The organism is Tenacibaculum sp. XPcli2-G (genome assembly GCF_024124505.1).
In the GTDB taxonomy this organism is placed as follows: Bacteria; Bacteroidota; Bacteroidia; order Flavobacteriales; family Flavobacteriaceae; genus Polaribacter; species Polaribacter mesophilus.
This window is the reverse complement of the sequence record NZ_JAMXSH010000006.1, coordinates 1-10,963: the sequence shown is the minus strand read 5'-3', so window position 1 is coordinate 10,963 and position 10,963 is coordinate 1. Positions and strand designations below refer to the sequence as shown.

General features: G+C 25.9%; 15 protein-coding genes. All 15 read left to right on the top strand.

The features are described from left to right. The first annotated feature begins 12 nt into the window (after positions 1-12). The 15 genes from tssD (at position 13) to NH341_RS13550 (ending at position 10,654) form a co-directional block, all read left to right on the top strand. Positions 13-738, top strand: coding sequence for a type VI secretion system tube protein TssD (tssD, locus tag NH341_RS13620; RefSeq protein ID WP_159615062.1), 726 nt, complete (start codon positions 13-15; stop codon positions 736-738). A gap of 6 nt (positions 739-744) precedes the next feature. Further along, positions 745-2,112 carry a hypothetical protein gene (locus tag NH341_RS13615; RefSeq protein ID WP_239178730.1) on the top strand — a complete coding sequence of 456 codons (1,368 nt, stop codon included), beginning with the start codon at positions 745-747 and terminating at the stop codon, positions 2,110-2,112. Beyond that, positions 2,105-2,839 carry a hypothetical protein gene (locus NH341_RS13610; RefSeq protein WP_239178732.1) on the top strand — a complete coding sequence of 245 codons (735 nt, stop codon included), beginning with the start codon at positions 2,105-2,107 and terminating at the stop codon, positions 2,837-2,839. Before NH341_RS13615 ends, NH341_RS13610 begins: the two co-directional genes overlap by 8 nt. 38 nt (positions 2,840-2,877) lie before the next feature. Beyond that, positions 2,878-3,630, top strand: coding sequence for a hypothetical protein (locus NH341_RS13605; protein ID WP_253057241.1), 753 nt, complete (start codon positions 2,878-2,880; stop codon positions 3,628-3,630). Further along, positions 3,630-4,391, top strand: coding sequence for a hypothetical protein (locus tag NH341_RS13600; RefSeq protein ID WP_253057240.1), 762 nt, complete (start codon positions 3,630-3,632; stop codon positions 4,389-4,391). The genes NH341_RS13605 and NH341_RS13600 overlap by 1 nt, the downstream gene beginning before the upstream one ends. Positions 4,392-4,577: 186 nt before the next feature. After that, entirely contained in the window at positions 4,578-4,781 is a 204-nt protein-coding gene (locus NH341_RS13595) for a hypothetical protein (RefSeq protein WP_239178736.1), read from the top strand. Between the two features lie 6 nt (positions 4,782-4,787). Next, the gene (locus NH341_RS13590) at positions 4,788-5,282 is read left to right on the top strand and encodes a hypothetical protein (RefSeq protein ID WP_253057239.1); all 495 of its coding nucleotides are present in this window, start codon (positions 4,788-4,790) and stop codon (positions 5,280-5,282) included. A gap of 170 nt (positions 5,283-5,452) precedes the next feature. Beyond that, positions 5,453-6,334 carry a hypothetical protein gene (locus NH341_RS13585; RefSeq protein ID WP_073184358.1) on the top strand — a complete coding sequence of 294 codons (882 nt, stop codon included), beginning with the start codon at positions 5,453-5,455 and terminating at the stop codon, positions 6,332-6,334. Continuing rightward, positions 6,331-7,083 carry a hypothetical protein gene (locus NH341_RS13580; RefSeq protein WP_125064400.1) on the top strand — a complete coding sequence of 251 codons (753 nt, stop codon included), beginning with the start codon at positions 6,331-6,333 and terminating at the stop codon, positions 7,081-7,083. The genes NH341_RS13585 and NH341_RS13580 overlap by 4 nt, the downstream gene beginning before the upstream one ends. Before the next feature lie 58 nt (positions 7,084-7,141). Continuing rightward, on the top strand, positions 7,142-7,534 hold the full coding sequence (locus NH341_RS13575) for a hypothetical protein (RefSeq protein ID WP_253057238.1): 393 nt from the start codon (positions 7,142-7,144) through the stop codon (positions 7,532-7,534). Further along, positions 7,488-7,742 carry a hypothetical protein gene (locus NH341_RS13570; RefSeq protein WP_253057236.1) on the top strand — a complete coding sequence of 85 codons (255 nt, stop codon included), beginning with the start codon at positions 7,488-7,490 and terminating at the stop codon, positions 7,740-7,742. Before NH341_RS13575 ends, NH341_RS13570 begins: the two co-directional genes overlap by 47 nt. 6 nt (positions 7,743-7,748) lie before the next feature. After that, positions 7,749-8,357 carry a hypothetical protein gene (locus tag NH341_RS13565; protein WP_253057234.1) on the top strand — a complete coding sequence of 203 codons (609 nt, stop codon included), beginning with the start codon at positions 7,749-7,751 and terminating at the stop codon, positions 8,355-8,357. A gap of 13 nt (positions 8,358-8,370) precedes the next feature. Further along, entirely contained in the window at positions 8,371-8,943 is a 573-nt protein-coding gene (locus tag NH341_RS13560) for a hypothetical protein (RefSeq protein WP_253057232.1), read from the top strand. Positions 8,944-8,945: 2 nt separating this feature from the next. Further along, complete coding sequence (locus NH341_RS13555; RefSeq protein WP_253057230.1) at positions 8,946-9,569, top strand: hypothetical protein; 624 nt, start codon at positions 8,946-8,948, stop codon at positions 9,567-9,569. A 590-nt stretch (positions 9,570-10,159) separates the two neighbouring features. Beyond that, positions 10,160-10,654: a hypothetical protein gene (locus NH341_RS13550; protein ID WP_047790431.1), complete on the top strand. Its 495-nt coding sequence runs from the start codon at positions 10,160-10,162 to the stop codon at positions 10,652-10,654. Positions 10,655-10,963: the final 309 nt, after the last annotated feature.

The window sequence follows — 10,963 nt, the reverse complement described above, 5'->3', positions numbered from 1 at the left end:
AATTGCCTAAAAATGAATGTTAAAGCAAAGCTATTTGTATGTGGAGAAGAACGAGAACTTTTCAATACAAATTTAAATTACAATCGACTTATTGATTGGAACGGAAAACCTACCTCTGCCTTAATGGGAGGAACCATCTCGGTTACATTTGAATCGCAAATGTATGATGATAGTTTTTTAGAGTGGATAATCGCAGACAGAACCGAAAACAAAAAAATACCATATCCTTTTGACTTATATCAGTTAAGAGACGGTAAAATTGTTTTTTATCAAGATGATTATGACGGATTAGAAATTTTTGAATACAACTTTCAAGATGGTACACTCATCAATTACCATGAAAAGTTTTGTAATCAGTCAGGTATGCAGGTAACTCTGACCATATCTCCAGCAATGCAAGACTACCGATTTTTTAACAACTCTAGCTGGAGTAAAAAAAGTACCACACGCTATATAAAACACTGGCAAGAAAGTTTTATACCAATAAAAGAAGCTACACCATATAAAGCTAAAGAAGATACAACACCAAGAATTATAAGAAAAGAGTGGAGAAATCAAGAAGGAGAGTCTATCAAAGAAGCAGAAGTAAATAGTAATTCTGTATTGTATATAAAGGTGATTAATATAGACGAAGGGGAAGAGGTGAAAATAATTTTAGAAGATTCAGATGATAACTCAGCTAGTAATGTTGAACTAAAAGGAATTGTTAATGAAAAAGGGGAAGTAATGTTAAAATAATAAATTATGAAAAAAGAAAAAACTCAAAAGTCAAGAATATATATTCCCAAAGTTTACTACAGAGGAGAATTATTAAACCATAAAGAAACACCTTTAACAGTAAAAGAAACAGAACTTTGTCCTTACTGTAAAGAGGAAATAACTTTTGAACAAGTTAAACATGTGGTTCCTGAGGCGGAAAAGGAAATTACCGAAAAAATACTAGTTTATCTTAACAAGTATAGAAAAGATTATAAATTAGATACCTGTCTTAGAAAAGCTCATTTTATTGCTCAATTAGGAGCTGAAATGAAGTTTTGGAAAAAGTATTTTAAGGAAAGCCCAAATTATAATTATATAGGAATTTTGAGCCTTTCGGTAACTGCGAAAAAAAGATTTGGATCTGAAACTATAGATGATACTATTCTTAATTCTATTGAAAATAAATTAAATGATATTTTTAAGATTACAGATAATAAAAACAAAATCTTACCTAAAACTAATTCCGAAATAAAGAAAATAATTAATGATAATAAAAGTGAACTTAAAATAAAAATAAGCAAACTATATGCTAGTACTAAGAGTTTGAAGAAAGAAGAGAATATATTTATAAAAAAAGATAAAAATAAAGATGGAAAAGAAGTTGTTAAGTTCAATATCATTTTAAAGAAACATAAGGCTTTTGGTAAGGAACTTTTATCTAGAGCTTATGCAGACAGAAATGGCAATGGTAATGAGTTGTCTAGAGAAGGTTTTATGTTTTGTGGACGTGGGGTAAAACAAATTACAGGAAAAACCAATTATATTTCTTTTTCCAATTTTAGAAAAAAGAATCCTTTTCCTGATGACCCCAAAGGTTATATTGATTTTACCAAAGTCACAGATACTATAAATCATAAAGGAAACTTTGATCTAATATCAGATACCAGTAATGTTATTTATGCTGTTCAGTCGGCTTTATGGTTTTGGATAGAAGGTAATGGAGCTATTTATAAATATGCTGAGAAGGATGATATAGAAAGTGTCTCTAGAAGAATTAATGGAGGGACTAATGGATTAGACAATAGAAGAGATAAAACTTTTAAAGCCAGAGCAGAAAAAGGATTTAAAGTATATAAGCATTATGAAGAGAAGCATAAAAAAGGTAGTAAAGAAGAAAAAGAATCAATAGAGAATCAATTAGTAAACATATCTAAAGATACGAGTATTAAACAAACAAAATATGATCATAAAAAAAAGAAAAACGTAAAAATATATGTCAATCTAAAAGACATAGAGGCAGAGAAATTATTAAAAAAACTGAAAGAGGTAAAACCAGTTAATAGTATAAAGCCTAGAGGACTTCAACTCAAAATAAAATCAGATTTAAAATTAATTCCTATAAGAAATGAATAAAATAATTAGAATATTAATTTTAAGTATTTTATTATTTGAATGTTTATCATGCAAAAGTCAAGATAAAATTTATGATAATACAAACAATTCAATTGAAATAATTAGGGATTCTATCTTTTGTAATGGAAAAATAGTTAATAAATATTCTGTGCCATTTTTTAATTTTATAAATGATGAATCAAGCGATATAGTTAATGATTCTATCTCAAAAATGTTAAATCAATATGTTTTTTCTGGTGAAAATGAAAATTTCATATTAAACAATGGATTGAAAATAGGATTAAAAAAATTTGTACAATATTCTACTGATAACTGTTGTGGTACTAAATGTTATTCATTTAATAATTCTGAATCTGAAGTTTATTTTTATAATAATAAAATAGTGAGCTTTGGTATATTGATAGAAACTTATACCGCCTATAATCAGGTTTTTTCATATTTTTATAATTATGATATTGAAAATTTAGTTTTTTTAAAATCAGAAACTATTTTTATTAAAGATATAGAGTTTTTAAAGTTCTTAGAAAGAAAAGTAAACTCTGTTAATTCTGAAGAATTAGAAATAGATTATTTTCCTGAAACTTGGTTTTTAGATAAACGAGGTAGTAAAAAAGGAATGTATTTTATTAACTCTAGTCCTAATTTATTTTATGAAATTTTTATTCCACTTGAAGAATTAAAATCATATTTGAGAGAAGATTTTAAAAGGAAAATAGATATTGAATAATGTTTATTTTAAGAAGAACATATATTTTAATATTATTGATGGTCTTTCAATCTTGTAAAAGTCAAAAAAAAATCATCAAAGATGATTTAATTTTAAACATTAAAGACTCTATTGTTTGTAATAATAAAATAGAAAGAAAGTATAATTTACCCTATGTTAAGTTAGGTGATAAAATTTCTTCTAAGAAGATAAATGATAGAATTTTAATAGATGTTAAAGCTAATATTGATTGGTTTGATACATTCAATAAAGAGAAGGGCCTACAAGAAAATTTAAACTTATTTATTTTAATTAATGAAGAGAAATGTAATGAAAACTCTTTAGCTCCTTTTGTTACTTCTTATTATGAAATAGGTGAAGCTAGCAAAAATATAATTTCTTTAAAGTTGTTTTTTGAGATATATTCAGGTTCACTTAGAGTTGAAGAATATTATTATAATTTTTTCTTGGACTCAGGCTTAGAGATTACTTCAAAAGATATTTTCAAGAGTCAGTCAAAAGAACTTTTAAACTATTTAAATAATAAAATAGAATCTGAGTTAAATGATTTTTTTGAAGAAGAAATGACTGAAAACGAAAAACAATTGATTATAAAGAAAAGCTTATTAACTAATTTATCACAACGTTTTTTTTTAACAAATGAAAATGAAAATGGAAAAGGATTAGATATTTTGATCGATAGCAGTTGGGCTAACCTAAATTTTAGTTCAGTATTTAATGTGTTTTTTTCTTTTGAAGAACTTAAACCTTTTTTAAAGGAAGATTTTAAAATGAAAGTAGGTGTTGAATAATGCTTATTTTAAGAAGAACATATATTTTAACAATTTTTTTAATTGTTTTTCAATCTTGTAAAAGCCAAACTGTCCTAGCTAAAGAATTAGAAGTACTTACATTAAAAGATTCTATTAAGTGTGATAAATCTTTTAATTTCTCTTTAAAGTATAATCTTCCTTATTTAATTGATAAAAATAAGTTAAAGGAACAGAAAATTAATAATGAAATACTAAATGAATTAGATGCGGATGGTATTCTATACTTTATAGAGGATGATACAAAGTTCATATCGATAAAAGATAAGTTAAAACTATTCCGAAAAAAAATAAAAAAGAATTGTGAAAATGAATTAGATTTTTTTTCTGATGAAATAGAAATTAATTGGAAAAAAAGTTTTATAGAAGACTCATTATTAGGTGTAAAAACAACATGTACATCAATATCTTCTGCTGGTTATAATTTTTCTATATCTTATATAAATATTGATTTAAAGCAAATGAAAATATTAAGTTTTAAAGATGTTTTTTTAAAGGATAATAACTTCTTTTTAAGTTTTTTAAGTCAAAAAATTAAAAAAGAAATGATGATAGGTGTAGAAGAAGATGAAGCGTTAAAAAGCTTAGAAAGAAAAGAAAAATTAAGGCTTATTGAAAGAAAAGGGGCAATAAAAAAAGATTGGGGTGCAAAACATGACACAAATTTAAATGTGATAATACCCATAAACGAGCTTACTCCATACTTAACAGAAAGCTTTAAAAAGATTGTTAGGTTAAAATAATTTTAATAACAGCTCTAATTAGTATAAATCAGAGTCCCACGCTATATAAAACACTGGCAAGAAAGTTTTATACCAATAAAAGAAGCTGCACCATACAAAGCTAAAGAAGATACAACACCGCGCTTTACTTGTTACTATACCGACCTTGAAGGTAATAAACAAGCAGAGCCACATACAGGAGAAGAAGTGTACTTAGTATTGAAAACAGAAAATGCTATAGGACAAACAATAGATATTGATTTAAGTAACCACACCAAAGATTTTGTATATAATGACAAGGTTATAGAAAACGATATTATAAAAGATTTTAAGGTAACTAGTAGTGAACATAAATTGAAGTTACGTGTAGTTGTTCAACAAGAAGGAGAAAGAGAAACAATACAAAATTAATTAGCTATGGCAACATTAACTGTAAAACCAAGTAATGCTCTGAAAATTAAAACCCAACGAGTAAAAAAAGCTTATTTGGCAAAAAAAGAGATCAAAGGTACTGAGAAAACAGGAGTAACTGAAAGTTATACTTTCAAAGGGAGCAATAATACAAGTACAAAAGCTCGTAAGGAAAAGATAGCAACAATTATTTATAAAAACATTAAAGGAGGTTTACAAAAAAAGCAACAGCAAACAACAGTTGCTCACATAGTAGAGGTACTTAAAAAAGACTCATATACAAAAAGAGATTGTATTGATATTCCTTTAATTCTGCCAAAAATAGAGCTTACAAAACTAGCTAATGCTAATTTAGGAGATGAGGTGTATATGGTAGTTGAAACCGAAAATATGGCTAATAAACGCATAAAGTTAAGTTTAAAACAAGCCGAAAAAAAATGTTTAGTAGAAAAAGATAGTTCTATTGTTTTACAACAGGATGGTAAAAAACTAGTGTTGTAGAAACGTATGTAAGCAGATTTGCAGAGCAAAATAAAAAGAACATATCAAATGCCGAAGATTTTAGAAACTTCGCGATAGACGCAGTTACACTATCACCTAAGGATGAGAAAGATCAGAAAAAATACAGAGAAGCTCTAAATAAAACAACAGATAAAAAAACGAAGCTGTTTATGGTTGTAGATGCAGAGCCTGAAAATCAAAATTGGTTTGAAGTAAAATACGAAGAGTTTTTTGATAACCGTCCTAATCTTTGGTATTATGGGGAAGGTAAATGGTTTGAGTTAATAAATCAAAATATCATAAATATTTATCATACGGGAGAAATAAGTAAACTAGATTTTAAAGGATTGAAAGAAGTGAGTTATATCTATCATGATAAAGAAGGAGGCAAACATAGTTTAGGGAACTTTGATGTTATTGAGTCTCAAAGGTGGGTTGATGGGACAAAACATGAGTGGAAAACAAAGAAAGGAGGAGAATGGAAAAAAGTGACAATAGGGGCAAGAACTCGTTATTATAAAAAAGATGGAAATTTAAAAAATCCATTAATAACCCCTTTTAAAGGTAGCCCGAAGGTTTTTAAATACTCAGATTCAAAAAATATCAATTTTGCTTTATATGAAGATACTTCAAGAGAGTATTTCAATCCAGAGGCTTTTGCTACTTTAATAGGAGCGTTGGCAGATGTTAATTATGTAGATGTTGTTTCTAATGGTTCAGTTGCAACAGATGGTACGGGAGCTTATAGTGTTAGCCACTTTAATGGGTTTAATATGGATTTTAAATATTTAAGAAAAGATAAGAAAAGGGCTAAAATAGATAAAGATTCAAAAGGGAATAAAATTCCAGTAATTTATGTAAATAATAAAGATTTAGATATTGAAAGACAAAATACTTTTTTAGATGCTTTACATAAGTTTGGATGGGGGGATACCATTAAAAATCTATCAAATAAAACACATGAAAATAAAGATTTGAATCATTGTAAGTCAGATAAACATCATAAAGATCACTTACATATTCAAGGGGTTAAAATAAAATATAAAAAATGATGAAAAGTATATTTATTCTTTCGCTTCTTTTTTTAACACAATGTACTACCAATGTAAATAAAAAAGAAGATAAAGGGAACGCTAATAAAGAGGAAGTAAAGAAAAGTGGTAATAAAAGTTTTGCTTATAAAGTAAAGTTTATAGAAAATAAAATTTTTGAAAATAACTGTGATAAAGATATTGTAGAAGAGCAAAATACTATTAAAAATATTGAATACTATATTCAATTAAATACTGATAGTTTAAATGTTTTAAGTCCTGATGAAGATAGATTATTATATAAAACAACAATAGAAAAAATTAATAGTTCAACTAAAAAGTACCAGCCTTCTTATTATTATTTTTTGTTGGAAAATAAAGATGAAGACATTAAAAGGACTTTTTTTTCAGAGAACTATCTATATGAAAGAGTAAAATCTAATTATAAAGAGATTGACTTTTTTATACTGTTAAATAAAATATTTGATGAAACTATAGAAGGAGACATTAGCCCTATAGGTTACAATTTAGAATTACTCACTTATAATAACATTCAGAATAAATTAATAGATAGAGTAAGGTTAATTACATCTGGGATTGGGTTAGAGGATGTTTCTTATCATGAGTGTTTTACAATAGATTCTAATAATATTATTGTTTATAGTTATAATTCAATGGAGGATGAATCTATATTTATAAGAAGAGAAATAATGTTAAAAGAAGATGGAATGTTTCATGAAAATAAAGCAAAAGTAGAAGTTTCCAACTAGGAGAGGAATTAGAGTCTTGAATATTTTAGATTAGTAAAAAACTAAAATAGATTTCAATATGAAATACACTAAATTAATTATTCTATTACTTTTTATAAGTTGTAAAATAACAACAAAACAAGATGCTGATGTAGTACAAGAAAAAAAGGAGATACAATCAGTAAATGTAGAGGGAAATAATCATAATGATACAGAAGAAGATACTTCAGAAAGTATAGAGAATGTAAAAAAACTAGAGTTTGATATTAAAGAGGTTTTGAACGAAGATATGATAGGACTATCTCTAGATGAGGAAGAGAAAGAGGTGTTAAAAAAATATACGTATGATGTTTCAGGAGCCTGTTATTCATGTGATATAGCTAATGTTAAATTTAATAACAAAGAAGTAATTTTAACTAATATTTGTGAAGATTCGAAGGAAAAAAAAATTCGAGGTAGAAAGTATTGTTAAAAAAGGGAAAACATATGAAATACTTTTTATTCAAGAAAACAAAAGAATAAAGTTATTTATAACTAAAGTAGAAGAAGTTCCAATTTATAATTTTGAGTTAGATGCTAATTTTCAAGAAATAGAAGATTTTAAAATCAATAAATTTTATATAACAAAAAAAGAATTAGAAAAACTAGAGATTCATGATTGTGGAGATTTTGAAGGATAGAAATACATGAGATATTCATTGATATTATTTTTAGCCATATTGCCTTTAGGTTGTAAAAAAATAGTCCCTGAAAAAATCCATCATAAACAGGAAGATAATGTTGTTTTAAAAAGTAAGGATATTCAGGAAGGAGATTCATTAATTGCTGACCTAAAGTTTATTAAAAGTATTGAAGATAGTTGTATTAGGACTGAAGGAGTTCTAGAAGATAATAAAGAACAAAGAGAAGATTTTAATAGTAGATGTAGGTTTTACAAAATAACACATGATTATAGTGTTTTAAAAGGAGTTGAGGAAAAAGAACAATTTTTTAGAAGAAATAAGATTGTATATTCTTTAGATTTAGCTAATAAAAAATCAGACGCAGACGATTACAAGTTTGTAGGTTTATGTTCAGAAAAAGATGGAGAAAATATTGATTCTTTAATTGTTTATAGTTATGAAAATTATATTGAAGCCTTGGTAACTAAAGGAGCTTATTTCTATGTGAAAAATGATAGGGTATTTGTGTATAAATTTAATGAAGATGAAGAAGGGATTCATAGCGATGAATGGAATGAATATAGAATTAATAAAGGGAAGTTTGAGTTAATAAAAAGAAGTCTTTTTAATTAACAAAGTTTAACTTATGTCAAAATATAAGTTTATAACGCTTTTTATAGTAACACTACATTTTTTTATTAATTGTAAATTAGGAGGAGGAACAAACTTAAAGTCATCTGATAGTATAAATGCTATTGTTGAAAATGACTCTATAATAAATATAGATAAAAAGAAAGTTTCAGAAGAATGTATAAAAAAAGCAGAGAGAATAAGGATGTCTGAAAACCTTGAGCCTAATGGAGGAGGAGATTTAGAAAAAGGAGATCAAACTATTTTTGTCGAAGTTTTAGAAGAAATGGAAACAGGAGATAAAAATATTGAGTATACAATTAGTTCTGATAATAAAGATATAAGAGAGTCGAATTCATATTCTTTTTATCTAGATAATCTTGATAATGCTTTTTTAATAATTAATACTATTACTAATTATAATATCGAAGATGAGTCTGAGGTAACTTTAGTTAAAGACACTATTTTTTTAAAAGAAAATAAAATTCTTTTTATAAAAGATAGACATTTGTCTAAAGGTGAGTTGTTGGTCAAGCAAGAAGAAATTGATGTAATCAAGAGAGAAATAAATAAGATACTGAAAAATTAACAATGTACTTTAAACAAACATTAACTGTTTTATTTGTTTTTTCTACTGTTTTAATTCAATGTAAGGTAGAAGGGAATAAAAGTTTAGATGCAATTTCTATTAAAAAGTTACCTTATACGTATTCTTATAATTATAAGAATGATTTTTTATTTGCTCTTATAGATAGCCTAAAACAGAAAAATGAAATAAAAGAGAAATCTGAGTTGAATTTTTTATTCTCGGATAAAACTGAGTTTAAATTAAAAGAGGATTTATACGCTAAAGAGGAAGATAGTTATCCTTATAAAGGGAAAGGATATTTTTATAAGAGGTTTCCAGATAAAAATAAGTATAAAGTACTTTTCTTTATTTATTCAAATAAAGAACAAGATTATTATTTACCATATTTTGAGTTACAGACTATAGATAATAATAACAAAACTGTTGATAAACTTATAGTTGTGGGAGGAAGGAATTATGAATGTGGATGGGATAGAAGCTTTGAAATTGATAAAGATTATACAATTACAATCATTGATAAACAATCTTGTTACGATATAGAAGAAGAAAAAGAAATTGAAAAAGTAACATATATAAATAAGTATAAAATAGATACCCAAGGTTATTTTAATAAAATAAAAAAATAAGATTATTTATAGCTAAAAACATAAGAAGTTCCGATTTATAATTATGTGTTAAATATAAATTTTCAAGAAATAGAAGATTTTAAAATCAATACATTTTTTATAACTAAAAAAGAATTGAGTAAACTAGAAACTCGTGACTGTGGAGGTTTTGAAGGGTAAATAAAACTATTTTCTAATAGCTTTTGTAAAAATGATAAGGCATACTTAGAAGAAAGAAATGATAACTCTGTAAAAAGTGTATTATTATGGGACAAAAATTACCTCTGGATATTAAAAAACCTGAGGTAACAATACTGCAAGATTAGTTTTTGCTGAGGTGAACCATTGTAATTAGTTGCTAAACTTTAATCTCTTTACTTCTTACATAAGTATATTATTAGTAATTACTGTCAGTCAATATAAAAAACTTACTACTTTTGCTTAACTGCTAAAAAAGAAAGGATAAATCTAACATTCTTATATTTTGAAGAAGAAAAAAGAGCTACTACAAAATTACAATATGGTAGTAACCAAATTAAAATTTAATACAACTCTTTCTTCATTATAATTATAAACGTGTTAGTAGCAGTTTTTCAATTAAATTTATATGTATGATTTTTAAACTGATATTTAGAAAAAAATTAAAAGAATTAAAAAAGAAAGAACAAGGAATAGAGCTAGAAAGAAACCGTTTAAAAAAAGTTAAGTATTTATTAGATGAACGAGTAGGTAAAGAAGTAAAATGTGTAATAGAAACAACTAATAAAGGTGTAGAAGTGTTAGTAGCAATAAACTCTAAAGAAAACGAAATAGAAGTTTTTGATATTGATACTATGAACACGCCTCCAGTTAAAGAATCTGGGTTATGGGTGAAGATGTGGGACAAAATGAGAAGTAAAGAAGTTTTTTTACAAGATAGAAATGGAAAAAACAAGGGCTTCGAAGAAGTTGCAATGATGCATTTATTTAACTTGATTGATAAAGCCACAAAAGAAAAAGTTAGTTGGAAAGTAAAAGATATTAAAGATTATAATGATAAAGATGAACTCATTACTTTATATGAAAATATGGGGTTTAAAATAAAACACTTTTCAAAAGCCCAATAACTTTAAAGAGCGTAAAGTCAATTTAATCAGTAGTAGTCTTTGTTTAGCTAAGATTGTTAAGATTTCTTGAGAAAATACTTTAAGAAAAGTAACAATTTATTTACATAAAAATTTGGTAGTAAGAAAACTATAGTATAAATTTACACCACACAAGGCAATATTTGTTATCTTCTTTCTTCTTTTAGAATGGCGCCAAAAATAAAAAAAGAGAAGGTTTTATATTGTTTAAAGCTTTCTCTTTTTTTATTGAGAAAGCTCTAAAAAGTATTTTAAAATTAATTATTAAACCCAAAAAAAAGAAACTATGGG

Bases quoted from the DNA above. Each gene is read 5' to 3' on its own strand.
- tssD (WP_159615062.1), top strand. From the start codon at position 13: ATGAATGTTAAAGCAAAGCTATTTGTATGTGGAGAAGAACGAGAACTT.
- NH341_RS13615 (WP_239178730.1), top strand. From the start codon at position 745: ATGAAAAAAGAAAAAACTCAAAAGTCAAGAATATATATTCCCAAAGTT.
- NH341_RS13610 (WP_239178732.1), top strand. From the start codon at position 2,105: ATGAATAAAATAATTAGAATATTAATTTTAAGTATTTTATTATTTGAA.
- NH341_RS13605 (WP_253057241.1), top strand. From the start codon at position 2,878: ATGGTCTTTCAATCTTGTAAAAGTCAAAAAAAAATCATCAAAGATGAT.
- NH341_RS13600 (WP_253057240.1), top strand. From the start codon at position 3,630: ATGCTTATTTTAAGAAGAACATATATTTTAACAATTTTTTTAATTGTT.
- NH341_RS13590 (WP_253057239.1), top strand. From the start codon at position 4,788: ATGGCAACATTAACTGTAAAACCAAGTAATGCTCTGAAAATTAAAACC.
- NH341_RS13585 (WP_073184358.1), top strand. From the start codon at position 5,453: ATGGTTGTAGATGCAGAGCCTGAAAATCAAAATTGGTTTGAAGTAAAA.
- NH341_RS13580 (WP_125064400.1), top strand. From the start codon at position 6,331: ATGATGAAAAGTATATTTATTCTTTCGCTTCTTTTTTTAACACAATGT.
- NH341_RS13575 (WP_253057238.1), top strand. From the start codon at position 7,142: ATGAAATACACTAAATTAATTATTCTATTACTTTTTATAAGTTGTAAA.
- NH341_RS13565 (WP_253057234.1), top strand. From the start codon at position 7,749: ATGAGATATTCATTGATATTATTTTTAGCCATATTGCCTTTAGGTTGT.
- NH341_RS13560 (WP_253057232.1), top strand. From the start codon at position 8,371: ATGTCAAAATATAAGTTTATAACGCTTTTTATAGTAACACTACATTTT.
- NH341_RS13555 (WP_253057230.1), top strand. From the start codon at position 8,946: ATGTACTTTAAACAAACATTAACTGTTTTATTTGTTTTTTCTACTGTT.
- NH341_RS13550 (WP_047790431.1), top strand. From the start codon at position 10,160: ATGATTTTTAAACTGATATTTAGAAAAAAATTAAAAGAATTAAAAAAG.